Origin of the sequence: Roseibium hamelinense (assembly GCF_007830545.1) — a bacterium.
GTDB classification, from domain to species: Bacteria; Pseudomonadota; Alphaproteobacteria; order Rhizobiales; family Stappiaceae; genus Roseibium; species Roseibium hamelinense.
In genome coordinates this window covers 379,781-405,415 of record NZ_VLLF01000002.1, presented here as the reverse complement: position 1 = coordinate 405,415, position 25,635 = coordinate 379,781, and the positions used below count along the sequence as shown (strand labels likewise).

25 protein-coding genes are annotated in these 25,635 nt (G+C 56.1%); 13 read left to right on the top strand and 12 right to left on the bottom strand.

Annotation, left to right across the window (positions count from 1 at the left end; translation table 11 throughout):
* Nucleotides 1–39 precede the first annotated feature (39 nt).
* Nucleotides 40–729, top strand: coding sequence for a flagellar type III secretion system pore protein FliP (fliP, locus tag JM93_RS06680; protein ID WP_170230572.1), 690 nt, complete (start codon nt 40–42; stop codon nt 727–729).
* 57 nt (nt 730–786) lie between these two features.
* On the opposite strand, the gene JM93_RS06675 is transcribed toward fliP, so the two are convergent.
* The 8 genes from JM93_RS06675 to JM93_RS06640 all read right to left on the bottom strand — a co-directional run bounded on the left by JM93_RS06675 (nt 787) and on the right by JM93_RS06640 (nt 10,217).
* A complete protein-coding gene (locus JM93_RS06675; RefSeq protein WP_145341526.1) occupies nt 787–1,764 on the bottom strand; it encodes a DUF808 domain-containing protein in 978 nt (325 codons plus the stop codon).
* 69 nt (nt 1,765–1,833) lie between these two features.
* Complete coding sequence (locus tag JM93_RS06670; protein ID WP_145341525.1) at nt 1,834–2,259, bottom strand: hypothetical protein; 426 nt, start codon at nt 2,257–2,259, stop codon at nt 1,834–1,836.
* Nucleotides 2,256–2,591 carry an ElaB/YgaM/YqjD family protein gene (locus JM93_RS06665; RefSeq protein ID WP_145341523.1) on the bottom strand — a complete coding sequence of 112 codons (336 nt, stop codon included), beginning with the start codon at nt 2,589–2,591 and terminating at the stop codon, nt 2,256–2,258. Before JM93_RS06665 ends, JM93_RS06670 begins: the two co-directional genes overlap by 4 nt.
* A 207-nt stretch (nt 2,592–2,798) precedes the next feature.
* Nucleotides 2,799–6,998 (bottom strand): tetratricopeptide repeat protein, encoded by a 4,200-nt coding sequence (locus JM93_RS06660; protein ID WP_145341890.1) that lies wholly within the window; start codon nt 6,996–6,998, stop codon nt 2,799–2,801.
* A 191-nt stretch (nt 6,999–7,189) separates the two neighbouring features.
* Entirely contained in the window at nt 7,190–7,906 is a 717-nt protein-coding gene (locus JM93_RS06655; protein ID WP_145341521.1) for a MotE family protein, read from the bottom strand.
* Nucleotides 7,903–8,451: a DUF6468 domain-containing protein gene (locus JM93_RS06650; RefSeq protein WP_145341519.1), complete on the bottom strand. Its 549-nt coding sequence runs from the start codon at nt 8,449–8,451 to the stop codon at nt 7,903–7,905. The genes JM93_RS06655 and JM93_RS06650 overlap by 4 nt, the downstream gene beginning before the upstream one ends.
* A complete protein-coding gene (fliM, locus tag JM93_RS06645; protein WP_244300782.1) occupies nt 8,451–9,644 on the bottom strand; it encodes a flagellar motor switch protein FliM in 1,194 nt (397 codons plus the stop codon). Before fliM ends, JM93_RS06650 begins: the two co-directional genes overlap by 1 nt.
* 51 nt (nt 9,645–9,695) lie before the next feature.
* A complete protein-coding gene (locus tag JM93_RS06640) occupies nt 9,696–10,217 on the bottom strand; it encodes a flagellar basal body-associated FliL family protein (protein ID WP_145341517.1) in 522 nt (173 codons plus the stop codon).
* Nucleotides 10,218–10,492: 275 nt separating this feature from the next.
* Between JM93_RS06640 and flgF the strand changes: the two genes are divergently transcribed.
* Genes flgF through flgH form a run of 4 tightly spaced genes read left to right on the top strand, consistent with a single transcriptional unit; the run spans nt 10,493 to nt 13,775 of the window.
* Nucleotides 10,493–11,233 carry a flagellar basal-body rod protein FlgF gene (flgF, locus tag JM93_RS06635; protein ID WP_145341515.1) on the top strand — a complete coding sequence of 247 codons (741 nt, stop codon included), beginning with the start codon at nt 10,493–10,495 and terminating at the stop codon, nt 11,231–11,233.
* 22 nt (nt 11,234–11,255) lie between these two features.
* On the top strand, nt 11,256–12,038 hold the full coding sequence (flgG, locus tag JM93_RS06630) for a flagellar basal-body rod protein FlgG (RefSeq protein ID WP_145341513.1): 783 nt from the start codon (nt 11,256–11,258) through the stop codon (nt 12,036–12,038).
* Between the two features lie 13 nt (nt 12,039–12,051).
* Nucleotides 12,052–13,026, top strand: coding sequence for a flagellar basal body P-ring formation chaperone FlgA (flgA, locus tag JM93_RS06625; protein WP_145341511.1), 975 nt, complete (start codon nt 12,052–12,054; stop codon nt 13,024–13,026).
* Nucleotides 13,026–13,775 carry a flagellar basal body L-ring protein FlgH gene (flgH, locus tag JM93_RS06620; RefSeq protein WP_145341509.1) on the top strand — a complete coding sequence of 250 codons (750 nt, stop codon included), beginning with the start codon at nt 13,026–13,028 and terminating at the stop codon, nt 13,773–13,775. The genes flgA and flgH overlap by 1 nt, the downstream gene beginning before the upstream one ends.
* 213 nt (nt 13,776–13,988) lie before the next feature.
* Here flgH and dksA read toward each other — a convergent pair whose 3' ends face one another.
* Both dksA and JM93_RS06610 read right to left on the bottom strand, forming a co-directional pair.
* A complete protein-coding gene (gene dksA / locus JM93_RS06615; RefSeq protein ID WP_145341507.1) occupies nt 13,989–14,405 on the bottom strand; it encodes an RNA polymerase-binding protein DksA in 417 nt (138 codons plus the stop codon).
* Nucleotides 14,406–14,563: 158 nt separating this feature from the next.
* Nucleotides 14,564–14,989 carry a flagellar assembly protein FliX gene (locus tag JM93_RS06610; protein WP_145341505.1) on the bottom strand — a complete coding sequence of 142 codons (426 nt, stop codon included), beginning with the start codon at nt 14,987–14,989 and terminating at the stop codon, nt 14,564–14,566.
* Nucleotides 14,990–15,268: 279 nt separating this feature from the next.
* On the opposite strand from JM93_RS06610, the gene JM93_RS06605 reads away from it, so the two are divergent.
* The 8 genes from JM93_RS06605 (at nt 15,269) to flaF (ending at nt 22,157) form a co-directional block, all read left to right on the top strand.
* On the top strand, nt 15,269–16,408 hold the full coding sequence (locus JM93_RS06605; protein WP_145341502.1) for a flagellar basal body P-ring protein FlgI: 1,140 nt from the start codon (nt 15,269–15,271) through the stop codon (nt 16,406–16,408).
* Entirely contained in the window at nt 16,408–16,719 is a 312-nt protein-coding gene (locus tag JM93_RS06600) for a rod-binding protein (RefSeq protein WP_145341500.1), read from the top strand. The genes JM93_RS06605 and JM93_RS06600 overlap by 1 nt, the downstream gene beginning before the upstream one ends.
* Nucleotides 16,716–17,207 carry a hypothetical protein gene (locus tag JM93_RS06595; protein ID WP_208994976.1) on the top strand — a complete coding sequence of 164 codons (492 nt, stop codon included), beginning with the start codon at nt 16,716–16,718 and terminating at the stop codon, nt 17,205–17,207. Before JM93_RS06600 ends, JM93_RS06595 begins: the two co-directional genes overlap by 4 nt.
* A 167-nt stretch (nt 17,208–17,374) precedes the next feature.
* Nucleotides 17,375–17,767, top strand: a complete 393-nt coding sequence (locus tag JM93_RS06590) for a flagellar protein FlaG (protein ID WP_145341496.1) — start codon at nt 17,375–17,377, stop codon at nt 17,765–17,767.
* Nucleotides 17,768–18,061: 294 nt separating this feature from the next.
* Entirely contained in the window at nt 18,062–19,564 is a 1,503-nt protein-coding gene (locus JM93_RS06585; RefSeq protein WP_145341494.1) for a flagellin N-terminal helical domain-containing protein, read from the top strand.
* A 289-nt stretch (nt 19,565–19,853) separates the two neighbouring features.
* On the top strand, nt 19,854–21,320 hold the full coding sequence (locus JM93_RS06580; RefSeq protein ID WP_145341492.1) for a flagellin N-terminal helical domain-containing protein: 1,467 nt from the start codon (nt 19,854–19,856) through the stop codon (nt 21,318–21,320).
* 86 nt (nt 21,321–21,406) lie between these two features.
* The gene (gene flbT, locus JM93_RS06575) at nt 21,407–21,901 is read left to right on the top strand and encodes a flagellar biosynthesis repressor FlbT (protein WP_145341490.1); all 495 of its coding nucleotides are present in this window, start codon (nt 21,407–21,409) and stop codon (nt 21,899–21,901) included.
* Nucleotides 21,783–22,157, top strand: coding sequence for a flagellar biosynthesis regulator FlaF (gene flaF / locus JM93_RS06570; RefSeq protein ID WP_145341488.1), 375 nt, complete (start codon nt 21,783–21,785; stop codon nt 22,155–22,157). The genes flbT and flaF overlap by 119 nt, the downstream gene beginning before the upstream one ends.
* A 69-nt stretch (nt 22,158–22,226) precedes the next feature.
* Here flaF and JM93_RS06565 read toward each other — a convergent pair whose 3' ends face one another.
* Complete coding sequence (locus tag JM93_RS06565) at nt 22,227–23,762, bottom strand: flagellar protein (protein ID WP_145341486.1); 1,536 nt, start codon at nt 23,760–23,762, stop codon at nt 22,227–22,229.
* A 7-nt stretch (nt 23,763–23,769) separates the two neighbouring features.
* The gene (gene flgK, locus JM93_RS06560; protein ID WP_145341484.1) at nt 23,770–25,620 is read right to left on the bottom strand and encodes a flagellar hook-associated protein FlgK; all 1,851 of its coding nucleotides are present in this window, start codon (nt 25,618–25,620) and stop codon (nt 23,770–23,772) included.
* Nucleotides 25,621–25,635: the final 15 nt, after the last annotated feature.

The following is a 25,635-nucleotide window of genomic DNA, read 5'->3' as shown; positions in this document are numbered from 1 at the left end:
GGCGGGTGGCTGGCACTAAGCATCGGATTGTTTCTGTGCATGGGCGGCATTGCCTTTGCGCAGGAAATCACGCTCGACTTCGCGGATGACGCGACGCTGACCGAGCGCGCTGTTCAAGTCGTCGCGCTGCTGACTGTACTGTCGCTCGCGCCATCGATTTTGGTCATGGTGACGAGCTTCACCCGGATCGTGGTTGTCTTGTCACTTTTGCGCTCTGCCATCGGCCTGCAGACAGCCCCGCCGAACATGGTCATGATCAGCCTTGCCCTGTTCCTGACGGCTTTCATCATGGCGCCGACCATTGAACAGGCCTATGACGAGGGTGTTCAGCCGCTCGTCGAGGGCACGATCGAGTTAGATCAGGCATTTGAGCGTGCATCCGAGCCCTTCCGGGACTTCATGCTTTCGCAGGTCCGCGAACAGGATCTGGCTCTTTTTCAGGAAATGTCCGGCCAGGAAGCACCCGAAACGCCGCAGGACCTATCGTTGCGCATCCTAGTGCCCGCCTTCATGATCAGCGAGCTTCGGCGCGCATTCGAGATCGGCTTCTTGCTCTATCTCCCTTTCCTGATCATCGATCTGGTCATCGCCTCGGTTCTCATGTCCATGGGTATGATGATGCTGCCGCCGGTGGTGATCTCACTGCCATTCAAATTGATCTTCTTCGTCCTTGTGGACGGCTGGAACCTTGTCGCGGGGTCATTGATCCAAAGCTTCGGGGTTGGTTAGCCCAGCGAGGCTCAACCAGCATTCCCAACCCTGGCACTTCAGACCAATAGCAGGGTCTCAATGGCCGTCGCCACCCGCCGGGCTTGGTCGAACCAGGCTCACAAGCGGCAACAGAACCTTGCCGACAAACGGAATGAGGGCAAGCCCGAGGGCCAGCCCGAACACGCCGTCGAGCGTTGCCGTCACTGCCCAGGCAACGAAGCCTTGCGCTTGATCCAGACCGTGGGCCACCGCCTCCGCGATATGGTGGATTGTCTCATAAAGGGGTTTGAAACCCAGCACATCCAGACCGTGTATCACGATGGATCCGCCGACCCACAACATGGCGGCGGTGCCGATGGTCATGAGGACTTTCAAGAAACCCGGCATAGCCTTGACAATGCCGAGCCCCATCGCCCGTGTCACCGCGAACCGGCCCTTGGTTGACATATGCAGACCCACATCGTCTGCCTTCACGATCAGCGCGACAGAGCCATAGACCATGACAGTAATCCCGACGGCAACGACGGCCAAGGTCGCCGCTTCCATCCAGATATTGCTGTCCGGTATCTCGGACAAAGCGATGGTCATGATTTCGGCGGAAAGAATGAAATCGGTCTTGATCGCGCCGGAAACCTTCTGCTCCTCCAGATGCGCCGGGTCCTTGACGATATCTTTCGGCTCATCGGCATCATGATGATGCGGGGCAAAGAGGTGATAGACCTTCTCAGCGCCTTCGAAACACAAATACGCCCCCCCCAACATCAACAGCGGGGTGATCACCCAAGGCAAGAAGGCGTTCAACAGCAGCCCAACCGGCAACAGGAAAATCAACTTGTTCTTGAGTGACCCTCGAGCGATGCGCCAGACGATTGGCAGCTCACGTGCGGGACTGAACCCGGTCACGTATTTCGGGGTAACCGCAGCATCGTCAATCACGGCACCTGCGGCCTTGCTTCCCGCTTTTGCAGCTTGACCAAGAACGTCATCGACAGATGCCGCAGCCACCTTCGCAATCGCCGTTACATCGTCCAGGAGGGCAAGAAGTCCACTCATCTCGGTGTCCCGTGTGTTTGTGTAAACCAGTCCGGCCGACAGCGTAGAACCACTCAGCCCTGCGGAGGATTATGCGTCGTCGTTGCCATCCCGTGATCGTGCGAGCAGGTAAACCAGACCGCCAAACGCGATCAAGGCCCAGGTGTTTTTCGATCTACTAAGCTCGGGCAGGATCGAGAAAGCTGCTGCAAGCCCCAACCTCTGAGCAGCTTTTTGCTTTTCGCGCCGCTTTCGGTCTCTTTCGGTGAGGTATTGCACACGCGCAATCAACAATCCGCTGAATACCAGCATCAGCGCGAAAATGGCAGCCGCGGCCCATACAGGCCCCATATACATACTCAGAAGCGCCCAAACTCCCGCAACTGCCGCCAAATAAGCCGTGAATAGGCACAAGAGCGCGGCAGCCAGCAGGACCACATTGCGTTTCAACCGTTGAAACGATGCCTTGAAGTCCTGCGTTACTGTAGACAGGACCGGCCCTGCGGACTTGATCATCGGCGATTGACCAGCAATGCCACCAGAAAGCCGATGCCTGCGGCAACACCCAGCGCCTGCAGCGGGTTGCGCCGAACACGTACGGCCAGTTCTTTTTCCAGTTCACCAAGTTCCTCGTTTAAGGAGCTCAGCGCTTCGTCTGCTTTTTGATGGAGCTCGTCTCCCGCAGCCGCGGCGCGCGCGCGGTACTCGTCGGATTTTCCCGCACCGTATCGCTTCAATGTTCCCGCCAGCGCGGCGATGTCTTCACGAATCCGCCGAATGTTCGCTTCAATTTCTTCAGCGCTGACATTGTCCGACTCCGAACCGTTTGATGATTTTGCAGTGGCCATTGTCACCTCTCCGATTGTTAGGATTGCAAGTCTATGAGGCCGTCACGCTGGTGACCAGAGATTTTAAGGTCCCCGTTGGCCAGGACTGGATCCACCTCCCTTGCCAACGGAATATGTAAAACGCCTTGATGCGCCGGATTGCGCCGCGCCGCTTCATCAAAACACGTTTATTGTGAAACTGGTGAGGCAATCTTGTGGGATCAGATCTTAGCCGTTGTCGACGGCAGGATCATTTGCGGCGGCTTGATCAGGACCTGTGGAGGCGGCAGGAGCGTTCATGTACTGACGCCGGTATTCTTCCATAAAGGTTTCAAGCGTGTCTGTGTTTGCCAAGGCATTGGCGACCTCCAGAAACTCCACACCCTGTGCCTCGATTGGCCGGGTGACGACCTCGAAGGCCAGCGCTTCACTGCTGTCAGACATCTTTTCGGTGTATTTCGTGCGCAGGCGATCCAGACTCAACTGATCGCCAGCCAAGGAATAGGCGATTCCGGCACGCAAGATGTCTTCACGCTCTTGGGCATCCAGAGGAATGTTGTCCGACCAGCGCGACCCATGCATGGCTTCCAGCTGCTCGCCGGTCTCGCGCCAGCTTTGCGCAGCCCAGAACGTGTCGGCCCGCAACCGGTCCACATCCGCACCACGCATGTTGCGCACCAGCTCAAGCGCAAGGTCTGGGCGGCCGCTTGCGGTCAGCGCGCGGGCTTCCACAATATTGCGCTGGCGTTCAAGCGCCGATGGCAAGCTTGACTGCCGTGTCACGTTGAGAACCCGCAGCGCCTCGTCCGCTTTCCGGTCCATCAGGTAAATTGCAGCAAGATCGGCGGCAATTTGCGCGCGCGCAGCGCCTTTCAAGCGATTGTCCACCTGATGGCGCAGAAGCTCGGCTGCCTGATCCAAAAGATCCACTTCAACCAGTTTCCGGGCCAGATTGCGCACCATCTCGTCGCCCTGGCGGCCGATCGGGGTCAACTCACGGAAGTCGTAATAAAGCGCCAGCGCCTTGACCGGCGACATCTCATCGGCCTGCCCATCGAGGAACAGCGAGACGAACAAACCATTCATCTCTTCCTGCAGCAGGCGCGTCGTGTCGGATTCCGGATCTGCCTGAACGGCGGATTTCATTGCCTCAAAGGCCTCACGGTAGTTGCCTTTTTCAGAATGCAACTGGGCGAGGAACCGGAGTGTTTTAAGCTCTATCTCATCACCGCGCCAAGAAGTGGCAAGGCCGGCAAGCTGATCTATCGTCTCGTCGATCCCCAACTCGCCATCGCGATAGCGGATCCGCAAGGCACGGTACTCGGCTTCTGCCGCGCGGGGACGATCGCCTGACCGCGAGACAAGGTCGAACACCGTTAGCGCCTCCTGCGACCGGCCGGACGCGTCCGCAACACGGCCCCGCAGAATATCGTAGCGTGCCGCCTGCGATGCAGTAACTTCACTCGGTTCAATTTCGGCAAGGATGCCGTTAGCAACACCAAAATCATTGGCCTCAATCATCGATTGCGCCGCGGCCAGGTTGAACTCCGCCTGGATTGACGGCGGATAATTGCCAATCACAGCGCGGCCACGCGGCATAGCGATCCGCGCACTTGTCCAATTTCCAAGTGCCGTATCGACGATTGTCTGCCAGATCGCTGCGTCCGGACTGTTTTTCAAATCCGGGCGATTGAGATGGGCGTAAGCCAGTTCCGGCCGGTTTGCCATGACCTGCGCCGCCCCCATCATGAGGTTGAACGAGCTGTCTTCCGCCAGTGCCGGGTCCTGTTCCATAGCCAGCTGCATCAACCCCAGGGATTCCTGTGCGAATTGGTGCGCCAGATAGAACCTGGCCAAATCCATCAGCGGCTGGCGGCGCCGGTTTTCCGGTGCGTTGCTCAGCTTTTGCTTCAATTCCAGCAGGCGGTCACGGTATGCACCTGGACCCTCGGTCGACAGAGAGACAAACTCAACATGACCCGGTCCGTTCGGATCAATGATCCGGTTGAAGACGCCGGTCCCTCCGCGCAGATGCCGGTTTGACAAGGCAAGACCGCCGTCTTTTTCAATGATGACATCATCGCCCAAAATCTTCATGCGAACCCCGTCAGAGCGGGCTGCGACCGCGATCCCTTGCGCCGAGCTCAGTGCTTGAAGATCGACGAAGCTCTGCGCTTTCAACAAGCCTCGCGGGGGACCGTAGCCGGTAACAAGAGAAATCTTGTCGCCGACAAACGGATCTTCGATTTGCCGAATATTCTGAGGCTCCTTGTAGAGCACCCGCAAAACGGACCCTCCGTCACCCCGAACATTGCGCTCCAACTTGAGCGGCACCGAAGGTTCCAGAATCATGTCACCGATCACAAGTGACCATGCGTTCCCATCGAGGCCAACCGTCGCCAATACCGGGTCGTTCATATCGAGACGGAGTGTTTGATAGCCGTTGCCCCGGGACACGTCGATGGTTTCGGCGCTGTCCGAAAGTGCCGCCGCCATGCCGCGCACGTCGATCGTCGCGTCCGTGTCAAATACCAGCCAGATGCTGTCGTCACGACGGAAGACAGCGCTCGACACAGGCTCGGAAAATGGAAACACCACGCGGACCGTGTTGCCGATCCGCCGGGCTTCCGCTGCAACGAACGATCGCTCTTCGTCGGCGAAGTCTGCAGGGGGCTGTTCCGGCGATGGCGGATCCACAAAATCGGTCCCCCCATTGGCCCGCCACGCTTCCTGCGCGTCCTCACGATCCGGCAGCGGTACCGGTGGCGGCACATCCTGCACGATCCGCGGAGCATTCGGTTGGCCGCCGCTGGGAGTTGTCACCGGATTGGAAGCGGGCTGCGGCATCGGCATGCTGTCTTGAACCGGAGCGGGCACAGGAGCGGCCGCCGGCACGGGTGCAGGGTCTTCCGGTGTCGCCGGCACGGGCGCCGTGTCCGTTTCAGTCAATGGCAACGCGTCCGGCATATCCGCCGGCAATTCCTGAGCCGGCGCGCCATCCGGCGGCGTTCCCAGTGGCAATGCCGGTGTTCCGTCTTGAGCCAGTTGCGCCAGAGATACCCCAGGGTCACGTATGGCTCCGGTGAAGTCTGGACTTTCTGAAGAACCAGCACGATTTGCAGACGTTACCGGTTCCGCGGCCGGGGTCTGGTCCGAAAACGCGTTTTCTACGAGAACCGGCTTGGCGCGCGGGATGGCGGAGGTCAATGCGCCCTGGACGCCCTCATCAGCCTGAGCCAGCACGATGGCCGGCAGGTCCGGGGTGCCGTCTGTGGTCTGATCTGCGGCACTGCCATCTGTTACAGCCGACGTCACTTCCGCGAGTTGTTCCCCCTCACCGGGCAGTTCCTTCGGGGCGTCCGGATTGCCGGTGTCAGGCGCAGTGATCGCAACCTGTGCGGGGTTTTCAGCGCTAGGCGCGTCCACCGGGTCATTTTGCACCTCGCCGTTGAACTGGCTGCTACCAAAAGGAACGGCCGCAAATGCCGCGGCCTCTCCTTGGGGCAATTCCGGGTTGATCGAGGACTGCTGATCGGAGGCCGGGCGCGGCGGCGGCTCCGTGTCCCGGACACCAGGAGCAATCACCATGTTTTCGCGATTGCTGTTGGATGGCCCGGTCAGGAAACTGTTGATCTGAGCATTGGCCGGATCCAGCGGCTGATCGCGCTCTGGTGTAATGTCGATGACATAGGTCTGATCTTCCCGGAACGCCCGGATGTCGACCGAGGGCTCGATGCGCATCAAGAACTTGAGTTTACCCTTGTCCAGGAAAGACGTGGCATCGATCACTCCGTCCGGCAGGTTGGCCCGCATACGCGAGATATCGAGCTGCGCCGGGTGATTGAAGGTCACCTTGATGATATCGTCTTCACGAACGAAAGCTGTGTCGAACCGGATCGACCAGTCGAAGACGAGCCGCGTAAATGTCGGGTGTTCGCCGATCCGCAAGGTTACGGACGGGCCTTCTTTTGCCTTCAGCCGGGCCTGCTCCAGAGCCCGCACTCGGCGCATCGCCTCTTCTGCGCGTTGCGCCAGATCACGCACCACATCGTCGGGAAGGCCAGGCGGCAAGCCCTGCCAATTGGTCGGCAGAATATCGACAAACAGTTTTTCGCCCGCTTCCAGCGTGTTGATCTGGAACTGGTTTTTCAACGCGAACCGGATTGCGCTGCCATCGGGATCCCTGCGCGCGATCGTAATGTAATCACCAAGGTCCAGCGGCACGTCATCGACGTTTATGTCGATCGGATCCTCAAAAGCGATGCGCAATACACCACCCGTGATCACCGCATCATAGTTCGGCAGCAACGTCCGATCTTCGAATGTGAGGATGATACGCCCATAGCCCTGTTCGGGCATGGCTTCGACTGAGACGGGCTCGAGCGACTGGGCATTGGCAGGAGCGACTGGCACGGCAGCTCCGGCCATGAACGCACCACACACGGCAGCCGCCGCAAGACACGCGGTCTTAACGGAGAAGATCCCGGGCAAATGCGCCCGGACAAATTTGCCGATGTGCTTCAGCACGCTTTAATTCCCTGCTTTTCGCCCCGGTACCTTTCTAGAACCACGGTCTTAACGCGCCCTTACGTTAAGGATTCAAACTCGCATCTATTGCCTTAATTCGAGGGAATTTTCGGCAAATCCGCAGGCGAAATCGTTTGTGTTGTTGCAGGCGCTGACGCGGGTGCAGGCGCCATGGGCGTAGAGGCATTTCCAGCGATTGCGACCGTCAGGCGTTCTGCCGCCTCTGGCGACATACGCCCAAGAATGTCAGCCATTTTTCGTGGCTTCATCTGCCGGACGATTTTCATCAGAACCGGCAGGTTCAGACTATTGAAAATACGTGCGGCATCTTTTGGCTTCATGTTTTCATACATGGTCACTAGCGCCGCGATTTCGTTGTCTTCCTGCTGCCGCTTTTCCTCAACTGCGGATTCAATGCGCTGTTCGAGTTGCTTCAGCTCTTCCACACGCTTTTCGATCCGCTCTTCAGTTGCCTGAAGCAATTTCTCGCGAAGATCCAGCTGGCCTTCTTGTTGCTGCAAATTCTGCCGACGCTGGCCAAGGCTTTCCAAAACGGCGCGCTCCGCAGCGGACCCGCCAATTTCGAGATTGTCAGGCAAGGGAGGCGGCGCGGCCGCGGCTGGCGGAGCATCAGTGGCAGGCTCTTCCGGTGCCATCTGATCGCCGGCAGCCGGCGCAGGAGTTTCTTGCGCAACAGCCTCGCGGATTGGCGACACGCCTGGATCCTCGTTGAAAGCGAAACCCAGCAGCTTCAGCGCCAGTAGAGCGCCGGCCGAAATCGCCAAAAGAGGAAGCAGGCGTAAGTTCATGCAACAGCACCCTCCGAGCGCCTGCGGAAGCGCTCAAGTCGCGCAGTTGCTTCGGCGGCCGCACTGCGGATGTCTTGGGCGCGCGCGCTCTTCGCCCGAGGCGGCTCGGGCTGCTGCGGCGGCGCTTGAACAGGCGGCGCGGCGACATGCGGTGCGGGCCGGTATCCTGCGTCCTCCATGGGATTTGCAGCAGGCTGCTGGGCAGACTGCGCCCCACGGGCCGCATCGGCTATCTGGCTGATGCGCATGAAGATTTTCTCACCTTCCTCAACCTGGCCGGTTAACTGGCGCGACATCAGCTCCGCTTGCTGAAGCCGGTTGCCAAGCGTTTGGTCAGCATCATTTGCTGTCGTCTTCAGCCCAAGGATCGCGCGCTCGGCAATCTCCGTCGCAGTCATCAACTCCGAGATTGTGGCGCGCAGTGTCTGTTCGTCAGATCGCAGGCGCTGCAGTCTGTTGTTCAGCATCCAGCAGTAGCCAATGGTCACCACAAGCAGAACAGCAACCAGCGCTTCAATGATCATCCCGATCGGCAGTGTGCTCATCATGACTCCATTTCGCTTTGCATGGCGCGCTCGAATGCCGCCAATGTCATTTTCGGGCGCTTCAGGTTCTTCGCCACCCGGATCGCGATAGAATCTTCCACCTTGCCGAGCGTCCCTTCGGTCAGCGCCACATTCTTACATTTTATCTTGATCGGGTCGCTCGGTTCCAAGTCGAAAACCAATGTTTGCCCAACATCTAGACTCAAAACACGCCCCAAAGGCAGATATGTCTCATAAAGGACCGCATCCACCTCGACTTCCGCAGCGTGAATTTCGGTCGCAAGGTGCCCTTCCCAGATGGGATCGCGCCCAAACTTCTCCCCCATGAACATCTGGAGCAGCAAATCGCGAATCGGCTCCAGCGTCGCGTAGGGCATCATGATCTCGACGGACCCGCCGCGATCTTCCATATCGATTCGCAGTTCGACCAAGATGGCCGCATTCGCAGGACGCGAGATAGCGGCAAAGCGCGGGTTGGTCTCGAGACGCTCCAGGTTGAAATGCACCGGTGACAGAGGGGCGAACGCCTGCATGGCATCTTGCAGGATCAGCTCGACCATTTGCTGGACCAGGTTGGTCTCGATGGTCGTGTAGGGGCGGCCTTCAACCCGCACGGCCGTGGTGCCGCGGCCACCGCCGAGCAGCACATCGATAATCGAGTAGATCAGGCTGGATTCAACCGTGACCAGACCGAAACCGTCCCATTCCTCGGCCTTGAAGACGCCAAGGATCGCTGGCAGAGGGATCGAGTTCAAATAGTCGCCAAAACGCACAGAACTGATTGAATCCAGTGACACTTCAACGTTGTCGGAAGTGAAATTCCGCAGGGAGGTCGTGGTGAGGCGCACCAACCTGTCAAACACGATCTCCAGCATCGGCAGGCGTTCATAAGACACCATTGCCGAGTTTATCAGGGCCCGGATTCCGCTTTGGTCACCGGCAATCGTATCCTCGATGTTGAAACCGAGAAGGTTGTCAATCTCTTCCTGATTGAGGACCCGGTCGGCACCGCGTGTCGCGTTTTCGAGATCGGGCTCGCTATCGTCGATCATTGCAGCCCATTGGGCTGCCATGTCGTCGGAACTACCGGCCCCCTGTTCTTCGAGGGCAGCACCCCACGCGGCGGCTAGATCGTCATCGTCGGAGCCGCCCGCGCCCTGTTCGGCAAGTGCCGCGCCCCACGCATCTGCCATGTCCTCTTCAGACAGGTCGTCATCGTCGTCAATGTTTGCCATCATCAACCTTCATTGAACGAGGATTTCCTTGAACAGAACGCCTTCGACGCGCGCAGGATAAACCGACAGGTTGATCCGCCTCAGCAGCTCTTCTTTCAGCCGGAATAGACCGGCAGATCCTTCAAGGTCAGCTGGCCGCAGCTCACGCAGATAGATCTGAAACGCATCCAGAATGCGCGGCAGGAACGGCGAGATCTGATCGATCATTGCCCGATTCTCAACCTCTAGCGCAATCCGGACCTTCAAATAGGTTGTTCGGCCTTCCGTAGCGAGATTAACCGTCATCTCGGGAAGATCGTAGAATACAACCGGCCGCTGCTCCTGGGGCGCCGGCGCAGACGGGTTCATGGGATCCCGTTGCGGTATCGTCGACGACCCCATGAAAAAGAAATAGTAGGCTCCACCTCCGGCAGCCAGCAAAAGAACAAGCCCGATAACCCCAAACAGGATCAGCTTCTTCTTGCCGCCTTTGGCACCTTCCCCTGCATCGTCGCCGATTGCATCGTCTGCTGCAGCTGTTTCGTCAGCCATCCCGAAGCCCCACTTCTGGCGCACACGCGCCTAAAGGTTTCTAAAGAGTTAATGGTTAACGATTGGTTACCAAACCGTTAACCATCGTAACCCGGCAATAATTTCCAATTGGTTAATTTGTGCCGGAAACTCTTACCGACTGCATCCGCGTTTTTCCGCTTTTGCCCAATTTTCTCAAACGCTTAAGACTTGGCACGTTCCGTGCAAACAAAATCGTGAACCCGCGATCTGGGGAGGTCTCGGGCTCATCGGGGAGCAATAAGGAATCGTTAATTATGGAGAATGCACAGCTAGTCGCCTTGTCCCGTCAAACGGTGCTGAGGAATCAGCTGGACGTGGTCGCCAACAACATGGCGAACATCAATACAAGCGGATACAAATCGCAACGTCTGTTGTTTGAAGAATACTTAATGCCTGTCGCAGAGGCGACGGAGTTTCCAACGCCGGATGAAGACCTGTCTTACGTCCACGATTACGCGTCGTACACAAACTTCACAGCCGGCGCGATCAAGCTGTCGGGGAATGAGTTTGACCTGGCCATTGAGGGCGATGCGTTCTTTGCCGTTCAACTGCCGGATGGCACGGAAGCTTACACGCGCAACGGCGCGTTCCATCTGGACAATCAAGGCATGCTGGTCACATCCGAAGGTCAGCCGGTGCTGACCAATGGCGGCCCGATTTTCTTCAATACCGAAGACGGCAGGGTCGACATTGCCCGGGACGGCACCATCTCGACCGAATTGGGCGCGCGCGGCCAGATTCGACTTGCCCGTTTTGAGAACCCCCAGGCTCTCGTTCAGGCGGGGGACACGTTGTTTACGGGCGAAGAACCTCTGCCGGTTGCAAATGTGCGCGTGGTTCAGGGCGCCGTTGAGCAGTCCAACGCGGAAGGCGTCGTCGAGATGACACGCATGATCGAGATTCAACGGGCCTACACGACGATCTCAAAGCTGATCAAAGACACAGACGACCTGCGCAAGCAGGCAATTTCGACACTCGGCCGGCTCGAAGCCTAAGCCGCGCGGAAGGGACTGAAAAATGAAAGCACTCTACACCGCCGCGACGGGCATGAAAGCCCAAGAGAGAAACGTCGAAGTCATCTCAAACAACGTCGCCAACCTCCGCACAACAGGATACAAGCGCCAGCGCGTCGATTTTCAGGATCTGCTTTATCAAAACCTGCGCCGGATGGGCGCAGAAACCTCTACGGCGGGCACGATCGTGCCGACCGGTGTTCAGATCGGCTCAGGTGTAAAGGTGGCATCGACGGCCCGCATCATGTCGCAGGGCACGCTGGAGCAAACCGGCAAGGAACTTGATGTCGCCATCCGCGGAGAAGGCTTTTTCCAAATCGAATTGCCGGACGGCACCACGGCGTATAGCCGCGACGGCTCTTTTGAGCGCGATGCAAACGGCACACTTGTAACGGTTGATGGCTATCAGATTGTTCCGGGCATCGACATTCCTGAAGACAGCCGGAACATCACCATATCTGCCGACGGCACTGTGCAGGTGATCGATCCGAACGGGGCGACTGTAAATTTGGGGCAGATCCAGCTGGCCCGCTTTGTCAATAAATCAGGCCTTGAAGCCATTGGTGACAACCTGTTCCTCGAAACAGATGCCAGTGGCGCGCCTCAGGTCGACAATCCCGGCAACAACGGCTTCGGAAACCTGCAGCAGAACTTTCTTGAAATGGCCAATGTCGATGCGGTGACCGAGATCGCGGATCTCATTTCAGCCCAGCGGGCCTATGAAATGAACTCCCGGGTCATCAAAGCCGCTGACGAGATGTACTCCACCACTGCGAACATCCGCTGAGGGGCATAGCATTATGAGAAAACTCATTTTTCTTGCCGTTATCGCTTTTGGCGGCCTGCTCAGCGCCGTTGCGGCACAAGACAAGCCGGTTCTTCGTTCGGAAGTCAGAACCTTGTCGGACATTGTCACAGTCGGCGATTTTTACTCCAATGCCGGCGAGAAATCCGATGTCCCGCTATTCCGGGCGCCAGATCTTGGAACCACCGGCAACGTTCCTGCCAATTTGGTGGCGCAACGCGCGCAGGCCGCCGGGCTTTTGGCTGCCGGCACCGATGGTTTGTCGACGGTTGTCGTGCGCCGGATCGCCGACACTTATCACGCAGAACGCTTCAAGGAGCTGGTGCGCAGCACGCTGTCCCGCCAGGATGCGTCGATCAATCCGTCCGATCTGGACGTTACCTTCCATCGTCCACCTGACGATGTTCATGCCAACCCACGGTCCGACGATCCGGTCCGGGTTGAGCGTATTCTTTGGTCGCGGACGGATGGCCGGTTCGACATATACCTGACAGTCCACGCACAATATGGCGACAAAACCGTCAATTTGCGCGGCGTTGCCAGGGAAATGATGGAGGTCGCGGCGTTAACCCAGCCACTCCGGCGCGGGCACATCCTCAAACGAGAGGACCTGACAACGGTCAAAATGGCCAGGTCACAAGTCCCTGCCCGCGCTGTCGTCGACGCCGGCCAGCTGGTCGGACTAGCCGCGAAGAACTCACTGCGGGCGAATTCGCCGCTGAGCCGCCAGGATTTTGAACGGCCGGTACTGATTGCCCGCGGTGAAAAACTGACACTGACCTACGAAGTCGCAGGAATGAAGCTGACCACACGCGGACAAGCCATGGATGACGGCGCCAAGGGCGACACCATCGATGTCATGAATCTCCAATCCCGCCGGATCGTGCCCGCCATCGTCAAATCGCGCGGCCATGTCCGGGTAGAGCCGAACACGCCGGCCATCGCCAGCCTCGATCAAAGGATCAACTGATGTTTTGGAACAAGCACAAGTCCCTTGCCGCTGGTGTCGCGCTTGCCACTCTCGTAGGCGCGTGCGGAACCGCTGACCGTCTGGCCGACGTCGGCAAACAGCCTTCGCTCAACGCCATTCAGGACCCAACAACACAGCCGGGATATAGGCCGATCCAAATGCCCATGCCCGAGCCAATCAAGGCGCATTACAATCCGAACTCACTTTGGCGTTCAGGCAACCGGGCATTTTTCGAAGATCAACGTGCCAAACAGGTTGGTGACATTCTGACTGTCGTCGTCACGATCACCGACGAGGCAGAGATTGATAACAAGACCGAGCGGAGCCGGAGCGACACCAGCTCGACCGGTGCCGGTGGCGCGCTCGGCAATGCAATCGACACAATCTTCCTGCCCGCAGGCAGCTCGGCCAGTGCGCTGGCAACCGTGAATTCGGATATGGACTTTGAAGGTGAAGGCAGCGTCGAGCGCGAAGAAACACTGCGAACAAATATCGCCGCAGTGGTCCTGCAGGTGCTCCCGAACGGCAACATGGTGATCGAAGGCCGGCAGGAAGTGCGGGTCAATTTTGAAGTCCGTGAGCTGATTGTCGCCGGTATTGTCCGCCCGGAGGACATTACTTCCGACAACCGGATTGCGAGCGAGAAGATAGCCGAAGCGCGGATTGGGTATGGCGGCCGAGGCCAAATCACAGATGTTCAACAGCCTCGCTATGGCAGCCAGGTGATGGACATCCTCCTCCCCTTCTGATCCGCAATCTCGCCGAAACAAACCAGAATAAAGTTTTCCCTCTCCCCCCCCTCTGCCAAAGGTGTTCTAGAAGCCCTCGGCAGAGATCAGAACGGGCACGATGGTTCGCTCCCCGAACGTCGTGCCCGTTTCATCTTTTAAAGACGGATAAAAAAAAGCCTCCCGAAATATTCGAGAGGCAAGCTAAACCGTTGTTCTGGAATGGAACGTGACTTAGTCGTCGCGGTAAACCTTTTCCCGACGTTCGTGGGCCTCTTGTGCCTCGATCGACAGGGTCGCGATCGGACGGTCTTCAAGACGCCTGAGTGAGATCGGCTCGCCGGTCTCCTCACAGTACCCGTAGCTGCCGTCCGAGATACGCTCGAGGGCAGCATCGATCTTGGAAATCAGTTTACGCTGACGATCACGCGCGCGCAGTTCAATGGACCTGTCCGTCTCGGATGACGCCCGATCTGCGAAGTCCGGATGATTCTGGCTTTCCTCCTGAAGGGTTGCAAGTGTTTCCTTGCTCTCCTTTAGGATGTCGTCTTTCCACTGCAGCAGCTTGTTCTTGAAATATTCACGCTGCCTGTCATTCATAAACGGCTCGTGTTCTGAAGGTCGATAGTCAGACTCAAGTTCAACCGTCATTGATAGCTCCGGATTACCGTTATGCCGGGCGCAATATATCCCCGGTGACCGGTTGCCACAACGGTGCATTTTTCAAATTTATGCACACATATTTGATAAATATATCAGACACTTGTCAATTTTTAAGCAATTTGGTGCCTAATGAATGCTCCGCAGCGTCATGCGGAGGCGGGGAATCGGCCGAGTTTCGCTAGTTCAACTTTTACCCGCAATTCGATCTCGCGAAGCACCGCGTCGACTTCCTTATCGCCGCTCTCGATCTCACTTGAAACGGCGTCCGACAGAGCATTGAGACGCTGTTCAGAAATGTGCCCCGCCAGCAAGTCGGCGCGGATCATCTCCAGCTCATCGAGCAATTCGTGCCCCTGGCGTGTTGCCTCGCCGCGTTTATCGAGCGGACTTCCCACCTCCTGAAGCGCCAAGAGAGCGTCGACGCCGTGAATTCCGGTCGCGCCGGAGGTCGCTTGAGCGGAACTTGCGGAACCGCCGTCATCCGGCCGGAATGTTTCTCCCGTCCCTGAACTTCGTTTCTTCGCACCGCGCCCATGAACTCCGGACACGGGATTATTGTTGTTAATGCGCATGCCATCTTTCCTTCGGTCCGCCTACATCGGTTGCCGGCCGACAGATTCTGCCCACCAAGGTAAGGGATGGCTTGCATCACGGCAATATTTGCCGGTTACGAACACAGAGGACGCCTCCCCTGCGGCAGGAAAGACCACCTATTTCGGCGCATTCCCGAATTTCCCGCCCGAACGAAGCCTAAAAATACTGTTGGCACGGTTTTCGCATTAACCATTCGCAAAAGCCGATAGCCAACGCGCCGGCAGACAAATGAATCAAGAAATCGAACGGGACGATCAATGGGCGGGTCTTTTTTGAAGTTCAGGACAACGGCACGACGCTTCATTTGTCTGGCTGTTCTGGCCTGTGCGGCGGCAAATGCATCCGCAGCATTTGCCGCTTCGCGCATCAAAGACATCGCAGACTTCGAGGGCATCCGGGAGAACCAACTGATCGGATATGGTCTCGTCGTTGGTTTGAATGGCACGGGAGATACGCTCCGGAACGCGCCATTCACGCGGCAAAGCTTGCAAGCGATGCTCGAAAGGCTCGGCGTCAACACCCGCGACGTCGATCTGAACACAAACACCGTCGCAGCAGTGATGGTGACGGCAAATCTGCCGCCGTTTTCCACTCAAGGGACGCGGATCGACGTAAACGTCAGCGCACTCGGCAATTCGGAATCTCTTCAAGGCGGCACTTTGCTTGTCACGCCTCTTGTCGGCGCTGATGGAGAAGTCTACGCAATCGCCCAAGGCTCGGTCGCAATCGGCGGTTTCTCGGCGCAGGCCGATGCTGCATCAATCGTGCGCGGGGTTCCAACCTCGGGCCGCATCGCAAATGGCGCCCTTGTCGAGCGTGAAGTGGACTTCAAGCTCGCCTCACTCACCAGCGTCCGGTTGGCATTGCGAAACCCAGACCTGACAACAGCCCGGCGGGTCGCCTTGTCGGTCAATGAACTGATCGGGCTGCCAACAGCCGAGCCGCTGGATCCAGGCACTGTCCGCATTGATCTTCCACGTGAATATGACGGCAACATCGTCGACCTTCTGACCGATATCGAACAGCTGATCATTCAGCCCGACTTGGCAGCCCGCGTGGTGATTGACGAGAACTCCGGAATTATCGTCATGGGGCAGGACGTGAAGGTTTCCATGGTCGCGGTGGCACAGGGCAATCTGACAGTCACAATCGCCGAAACGCCTCAGGTTTCTCAGCCACTGCCATTCGGAAACGGCGAGACCGTTGTTGTTCCCCGGTCTGAACTTAGTATTAACGACGATCCGGATGCGAAGCTGGCAATCGTTCCAGAGTCCGTTACCCTGAAGCAACTGGTCGACGGCTTGAATGCGCTCGGAATTGGTCCAAGGGACATGATTTCGATCCTTCAAGCGATAAAGGCCTCTGGCGCGCTTCAGGCCGAAATCGAGGTATTGTGATGCTAGAGACCACCCAGAATATAGCAGCGCAGAAAAGCCCTCATTCCGCACTTGTGGGTGTGGATCCTGCGAACAAAACGCAAGTCCGTGCGGCAGCAGAAGAGTTTGAAGCCGTATTCTTGAACAACATGATGCAAAGCATGTTTACCGGGCTTGAGGAAGGCGGCACCTGGGGAAGCGGCGAAGGCGCCGAAGCGTGGCAGGGCTTGCTGGTGAATGAATACGCCAAGTCGATCTCCGAAAGCGGGGGGATAGGACTTGCTGACAGCGTCGAACGCGAACTACTTGCTCTTCAGGAGGCAGCGCGATGACCGCATCCGCAGCAGAGACACAGATTCTTCCCTTTTCAACCGAACGGCCGTCGAGCCCGCAAGAGGCCGAGCAGTTTTGCAACGCCTTGATGACGACAATGGAGGCCCTGCTTTCGGTAATAGAGCGTGAGACCGAGCTTGTACGGGGCGGCCAACTGAAAGAAGCAGGCCTTTTGCAGCCAGACAAGGCACGGTTGATCCATGAGTACACCCGCGGAATGATGTGTGCGAAGGAGCACGCCGTTACGCTTGGCAACCTTGCCCCCAACCGCACCCAGGCGCTCCGCCGCCAGCACGGCGAGTTTCAGCCGGTTCTGCGGATCAACCTTGCCGTTCTTGCAACTGCCCGGGAGGTTGCAGGTTCGGTTGTGGAAAGCGTGGCCAAGGCCGTGGGTACAAGCCGTAAACCGACCACTTACGGTGCGGCCGGCAATGCCCCCTCCCGGGAATTCGCCGCCCAGGGCATTGCGGTCAATCGGTCTCTATAACGATCCACCCGCATTATTCCTGATAAAAATCAGTGCTTGTGATTCGAAATATCCCTATCAAATCAGCGCATTGAAAAGTGTATCTATTTCGTTAACAAACGATTCACACCCTTAGATTATTCTTCGCTTGACGGGTTTATGTTTTGAGTAACCCGGAGGATACAGCGATGGATTTGGGATTGGCCCGGCCGCCCTTGCCGTCATACACGGCGATAACGCCGGTTACGAAAGCACCGGAACGGACAGAACCAGCGGTAAAGACAGAATTACCGTCTGGCGAAGCCGTTGCTCCGCTTGATGAAACTCAGCAGAACGAGCAATCGGCAAGTTCCAAGGAACGCGAGCAGACGCTGCTGGATCAAGTTGCGCCGCGCCTTGAACGCAGCAACAACTATGACCCGGAGATCGACAGTTTCGTCTACACGGCTACAGATCCGGATACCGGTGAAGTCGTGCGTCAGATTCCGAGCGAAACACTGCGGCGGCTGCGCGTTTATGCTGAAACGATCGCCGCGCAGGCCGGCCCTGCAGAAGCCCAGCGGTTCCAAACCACCGTGTAAGCATTCCGCGGCTTTCATGACACAGCAGAAATTGCCTGTTTAACTGTGATGTTCTGAATCATCGCTGACAGATGAAACACGACTGCTGCCTGTCGTCCCTCGGACTCCCTCCCAATTCCCTAAAGATATCTGGCCTAAGCAACGTAGAGCGCATGCTAGATCTTTGAAATTGCTTATTAACCTTAACCGGCGCTAACCATCTTTCTTTACACCCTGTTATGATCCTCGGTGTCATATCGTGGATAGCTCCAGGAAGGGGCTGTGTATCTCGTATTCCTAGAAAGGAACCTACATATGAGCGATATTACGCTTTCCAGCGCGGTGCGTGCGAACCTCAACACGCTTCAACAAACCGCGTCGCTACTTTCGGACGTTCAGAACAAACTGGCGACCGGACGTAAAGTTAACTCCGCCCTCGACAATCCAAACAGCTTCTTTACCGCATCCGGCCTGACTTCGCGTGCGAACGATTTGGGTACACTGCTTGATGACATGGGCCAATCGGTTCAGACTCTCAAAGCAGCGGACGAAGGTATCTCTGCAATCACGAAGCTGACTGAATCGGCAAAAGCGAAAGCCAACCAAGCGTTGCAAACGCAAAGCCAGTTCGAGCGCGCTCAGTTCGCAACTCAGTACAACGATCTTCTCGGGCAGATCGAGGATCTGGCGAAAGACTCCGACTATAAGGGTAAAAACCTTCTGGGCGGTGCCGGTAACGAACTGACAACGATCTTCAACGAAGACAACACGTCCTCGCTGACGGTTGACTCGGTCGATTACACCAACACGACACTGTCGACTGGCTTGAACCTGTCCGACCTCAACGAAGCTCAAGGCGGCGCAACAACCTTACAGTTAGAAGGCGGAAACAGTTCCATCACACTGACCAACGGCAGCGGTGATGCACTCGCTTCTGGTTCGGTTCTGACCGATAGTTCTTCATTTGCAGTCGGTGACACGATCAACTTGAACGGCGTCGCAGGCAACGCCGGCAGCGTTCAGGCAACCCTAACAGTTTCTGCCGGAACAACTGTGCAGGATCTTGTAACGGCAATTGATGGTGTTGCTGGTGTTCGTGCCGAATTTGACGAGGCAACTGGTGGTTTGAGCATCACATCGAATGACGATGTATTCCTCTACAATCAAGCCGGTGACGGTTCGTCTTCTGCCAGCTTGACCGGCGTGACGTCAAACGCCTTCACTGTAGGAACACAGCTCCTGTCAGAATCCGGATCCTTCAAGGTGGGTGACACACTCACACTCGAAGACGGCAATGGATTTGAACTCGGCTCCCTTGAAATCACAAGTGCAACGACTGTTTCTGATCTTGAGGACTTTGTTGATGACTTCAATGGGGTCTCTGCCAGCTTCAACACTGGTACTGGTCAGATCACCATCGAAAGTGATGTGACACTGAACCTGACCAGCGACAACGCAGACTTCGCAGCCTCAGCCTTCACAGCTGACAATGATGGCGTGAACGTTACTGCGGCTCAGAACTCAGGCTTTGCGACCGATAACGAAATCAACAAGGTACTTGACCGGATCAATACGGCGCTCAGCAACCTGCGTGCCCAGGCCTCCGAGTTCGGTACCAACCTGTCGACCATTGAAATCCGTCAGGACTTCACCCGGTCTACAATCAACACGCTTCAGGAAGGTGCCGGCCTCCTTACCCTGGCCGACACCAACGAAGAAGGTGCAAACCTTCTGGCGCTTCAGACACGTCAGCAGCTTGCATCGACATCACTGTCCTTCGCGTCGCAGGCGGACCAGACAGTTCTGTCGCTCTTCTAGGTCTGAAAGAATCAGTCAAACGCACGACTCACAACCTGACAATCAGGACGGCGGGGCCAAAACCCCGCCGTTTCTTTGTTTTGCCTGCCAGCAGCGTCAAATTCACCAGATTTTTTAATTAAGAAAATCAATGAGTTAAAATTTTTCTTTTGGTAACTATTCCTTCCAAAAGATTAACAAGTGCACGACTACTTAACTTTTCATTTAGTTTTGAGATCATTCAAAGTGCGAGCGGGTAAAACCTGCTTCGCACTTGTGACCTCGATCATTAAATGTGCGGTGAAGTCAAATGAGCGATATCGTCCTTTCTAGTGCCGTCCGGGAAAATCTCCTCGCTCTGAAAAGTACGTCGAAGTTGCAGTCCACCACGCAGAACCGGTTGGCGACTGGTCTGAAGGTGAACTCGGCTCTCGACAATCCGAATTCATTCTTCACGGCGCAAGGCCTGAACGATCGGGCAAACGATTTGTCGAACCTGCTCGACAATATGGGCCAAGCTGTGCAGACGCTCCGCGCGGCGGAAGACGGTATCAATTCGATTGTGAAGCTGGTTGAATCCGCGAAAGCGATCGCAAACCAGGCACTTCAAACTCAAAGCGAGTTTGAGCGGAAAAACTTCACCGAACGCTACAACGAGATCCTGGTTCAAATCGAGGACATGGCCCGGGACGCCGGCTACAAAGGTAAAAACCTGCTCGCAGGCCTGGGCAACGAGCTGGAGGTGATCTTCAACGAAGATTCAACCTCCAACTTGATGATCAATCCGGTCGATTACACAGACACAACATTGGACGAAGGCCTCAACCTTGACGATCTGGCCACCGGTGTAGGGGCGACATCCTCGTTTTCTTTGTTTGCCGGCAACGCGGGCATCACGCTCACAGCCCTTCAGGCCTCTTCGGACTTGGCCGACCATCCAGACTTTGCGGCCGGCGACGTCATTGAAATCATAGGCGGCTCCGCCACCGTGGCTCTAACTGTCGGCACCGATGTGACCACGGTTCAGGATTATGTAAATGCTCTAGAGAACATCCAGGGGATATCCGCGACCTTCGACGAAGGCACAGATACGATCACAATTAACTCAGGCCTCGGCGAAAACGTTGTCATAACCAAAGACAACACAGGTGGCGGAAATGCGACAACCACAACGGCTGTGGTCAGTCCGATGTCGTCGACCGCAACGCTTATAAGCTCAGGGTCCTTCAAAATTGGCGACACGCTTACGATCACGGATGGGAATGGGTTTATCCCGGCATCCCTGGAGCTTGACGCTGATACGACCGTGAGTGATTTCGTAACACTCGTAAACAACGTCAAAGGGCTGGATGCGACATTCTCGGGCGGCAGTATCAGTCTGATAGGCGAAGTCTCGTTTTCTATCGAGAGTGACAACAATGACTTCAACATAGGCAATTTGGGTCAGACGAGCGGTACTGTGTCACTGACCGCGACCGATTCCGAATTCAAGAGTGCGACCGATATCGAACGGATCCTGCAATCCATTAACGCGGCTTTGGATGAACTGCGATCCTCGGCCAGTACCTTCGGTTCCAATCTCTCGACAGTGCAAATCCGAACTGATTTTACCGAAGAATTGATCAACACGCTGGAGGTTGGAGCTGGCGCGCTGACAATCGCCGACATGAATGAGGAAGGCGCAAACATGCTTGCGCTTCAAACACGTCAACAGCTGTCGTCGACGGCCTTGTCGTTGGCGAACCAGGCCGAGCAAAGCGTTTTGAGCCTGTTCTAGTTTTCTTAGGGGCGTTAAGGATTTGGCAGACAAATTAACGTTTTCGTTAACGTTCTCTGCCATCCTTCGGAGTTGGAGGTCAAGGAATGGCGCTCAAAGTCGAGCTAAAACCTGGCGAACGGATCATTATTGGCGATTCTGTTATCACCAATGACAATCAACGCACCCGCCTGTTCATCGAGGGAAAAGCGCCCATCCTGCGAGAAAAGGACATTCTCACACCAGCGACCGCAGATACACCGGCAAAACGCGTCTATTTGGCCGTTCAGCTTATGTATCTATCTGACGACGTTGAAAAAATTCAAGAAGACTACTTTACACTTGTAAACGACATCATCAGGGCCGCACCGAGTACGATCCCATATGTTACAGTGATTAGTAACTCGATCCTAAAGGGTTCCTTTTACAAAGCACTTAAAGAAGCACGAAAGCTCATCGAGTACGAGAGGACGCTGATCGGTCATGTACAAGCAGGCAGCGCAGGCTTATCAGAAAGCGAGCCAGACAGCGGTATCGCCGAGGGAGTTGGAGGCGAACCTTCTCATGAAGGCCGCAGCCCGGCTGCAGTTGATCAAGGATGAATGGGAGGAAAGTTCCTTTGCAGAAAAGGACGAAGCCCTCACATACAACCGCCGCCTTTGGACAGTGCTCGTAACCTCAGCGACAGACAAAGACAATCCGTTGCCGCAGGAGATTAAGAACAATCTCGGGTCGCTTGGTATCTTCGTGTTCAAGCAGACCATGGCTGTACTGACCGACCCGACCCCAGAAAAGTTGGCAACCCTGATCAGCATCAACCGCATGATTGCCGAGGGCCTTCGGTCTCAGCCGGAATAGGCCAAATACGGTCACGACAAACCGGCGCACATTCGTGACGCCGGTTTTTTTGTAATCGTTCTTTAGAGCTTACAGGAAGTCAGCCAGGTTCAGATTGAGAACCAGGGACGTTGCTCTGTACGACGCTTCTATATTGGTCTGAAGTTGCAGGATTTCGACGGCCAAGACCTCGTTGTCTACGCCTTCGATTTCATCAATTGTCGTCTGATAGGTCGACTTCATCTGAAGATGACGGTCGTTTGTCTGTTTGACTGTTCGCTGAACGATGGCAACTTCAGTTGCAATATCGGCGATGCCCGATTGTGTCGCCGTATCCGGCTCCAGAACAGATCGCATTTTTGTCGTCAGCGCCTGATGATACTGCTCATCGATGCTGGCACCCGCGGAAAAATCTGCTGACACGAATGTTGCCAAGGATTTCACCAGATCGGCAAGTCCCTGCTCATTTGCACGCGCCCCGTAGTTCACGGTGAGGTTGGTGTCGATGATGGCAGACTTGTCGTTGCGTGGATTGGTTGTGGTGGAGTTTTCACCGGTATACCAAGACAGGGTGGTGCTGCCTCCGGCAACACGTGCAGTTGCCGTGTCGTACGGCGGGCCGTCGATTCTTTGCGGCTCAGCTCCGTTGAATGTGTCAAAGAACTCATCAGCAGCCCAATCAGCGGCAATGGCCTTCAGACTCGTTTGAGCTTCCGTTTCCAATTCCGAAATTATCTTCGCCCGCAAGTTGGTTGCGGTTTCTTCCAGATCCGCCCCAATAGCAAACGTCCCCTCGACTGCGTCCGAAGTCGCTGCGGTCAGTGAGAGCGTATAAGTCTCCGTGTTGGTCGGCGGCAACGTGAAACTGATGTCGATCGTCTCACCGAGGACCGGTTGCCCAGTCAGCTGAATGTCGAAGCTATCGGGGTCACCGCCGCCCGGGCCGGTGATCGTGGTGTTCGACAGCGTCGAGGCGACCGAGGCGATATCAAAGCCGAAATCATGTATGCCGTCTTCAGAAATCGTGAATGTGGAGTCTGTCGGTACGGCGCCCGCAAAGTTTGTAACGAGGGCCGACACGTCGAGCCGGCCATTGTTGTTTGCTCCAAGGTTCGCCTGGATGTACTCGTCAATCACGTCTGATAAACCCGAAAGGCCATCGCTGCCATTCAAAATAGCTTCCACGGCCTGAACCGGATTGCTGGTTGCATCTGTTCCGCCATAAAGGAAGTAGCCGGCCACTTCGCTGTTGAGCAAATTGACGGTCTCAAACAACAGCAGTTCCGCAGTTGCTTGCGTGCGCGTCTTGCCGTTGTTTTGCAGGTCAAAGCTGTTCGGGTCGAGTGCGCTCTTGGAATCGATACGGATGTTTTCCAGCCGGTCCAGGGTAACATCCATGGTATTGATGTGCAGGTTTGCGCTTACGATTGTCTGTTCAAACGACGAAATCCGATCCACGCGCTGGGTGAGTTCCAGATCAAGTATCCGGTTGTCACCAACACCGCCAAAAGTCGGCGCAACCTTGCCGGTGGCAAGCTGCGTCGTTTTCTCGTCCATGGTTCTATTGAGACCAACCAGCTGTTGGCTGAGATAGGTCCGCGATGTCGTGATGCTATCGATCGGCATGGCTCACCTATATCACTCGCAACAATTCGTCGAAGAGTTCGTTTGCGGTCTGCATAACGCGCGCATTCGCCGTGTACGCGTTTTGCAGCTCAATCAAAAAGGCCATTTCGGCATCAACATCCACCGCATAGCTCTCTTCGTATCGAAGCGCCAAATTGGTCGTCAGTGTTTCTTTTGCGGAGCTGTATGTCTGCGCATCCTGTGCCTGATTGCCCTGATAGGCGACGGTCTGGTTGATGTATGACAGGATGTTGCCTTCATAAGGCGAATTCGTATTGCCAATCCCCGCTCCCGGGTCAAATGTCACCGTTTCGTTTGTCAAACGGTCGTAAATGTACTGCGCGCGTGCCGGGTCGTTTGTGGAATTGGCTGGGGATTGATAGATGACCAGCTGGCTGCTGTCGGCAAGCGCTGCCGGATTGACTGTAATCGCAGCCGCATATCCGACCCTTTGACCGCCATTTTCAAGCGCGTCGGTAAACGGATCGAACCGCTCACGCTGATCGACAAACAGGTTGAAACCCAATCCATCGGAAGATGTTGCCGGTGTAACTTCCGCACTCAGGCTGGAGACGGTTGTCGGATTGGGCAGTGCCGTGGTGTCGCCCAGGATTTGGAGATTGCCGCCATTGTCGCTGACTTGAAGACCCGAACCGGCCAAATCGGCAACAATCGATGCAATATAAGTGCTTGTATTACCACTTGAAATGTCCAACCCATAAACCGTGTCATTGGGATTGGCAGTTGCCGTATCCGCGAGCGGCAGCAATGTCGGGTCCGAGACCGCGACAAACGTGACGGTCTGGGTCGCGCCCGCTGTGTCGGTATAGGTCAGAGAGATTTCATTGCCCGCTTGCAAGCCCGAGACATCAAGCACATACCCATCATCCGGACCGACTGTCGTTGCCGTGCTTTCAACTATGTTGTTGGAAAACGCCAAAGACACTTCTGCGGCAATCGTGTCGAGCTGGGCCTGAGCCTCGACCAGAACTTCGTCTCGAATTTCAGCGAGGGCTTTCAATGAACCGGTATTGGCGCCCGCCAACAGGTCATAAGATGTCCCCGCCGGCGTGGTCACAGTGACGGAATTTCCAGCTGTCCCCGGCTGCAAGAACCCCGTTTGAACGAAAGACACGGTCGAAGGCTGGTTGTTTGCAAGGAGCTGCTGGCCATTTTCTGCCCGGATAAGCAATTTGCCATCGGCTTCGGCGGAAATTGTAACGTCGAGATAGCCCGAAAGCTGCTCGACGAAACGATCCCGTTGATCCAGGAGATCTGCAACGGAAGCTCCTGCGGTCTTGGCCTCCGTGATGGTCGCGTCCACGTCTGCAATACTGGCGAGAAGGTCGTTTACGGTCTCTGTTTGGGAGGCAAGTGTTGAATCTGCTTGCTGCCGCAGGTCGCTGATTTCCTGATAAGACGCATTGAGCTCGCGCGCAAACGTATCGGCGCGCGACAAAACATCAAGCTGCGCGGGATAGCCGCCGGGATCATTGACCAGGGCAGCCACGGCGTTCGCAAGTTCGCTGGCTGTCGAGTTCAGACCGCCACCATCTCCGATAGTGCCGAAAATTTCGTCAAGCCGATCTGTATATCCGGCAATCTGCCCGGCGTATTTCGTTTCGGCGAGCGAACCGAAATAAGCGGTTTGAATGTCCTCATTGACGGAGCGGACAATATCGTTCGAGATAAGACCCGAGACGTTGCCCTCGCCGTCATAGAAAACCTTGGCAGATATCGATTTTTGTGAATACCCGGCTGTGTTCGCGTTCGACACATTCGACGCGGTAATGTCGATTTGCCGCTGGTTGTAGTTTAATCCAAACAGCGCCGTGTTGATGGCAGAAGACAATCCCATACTAATGACCCTTCC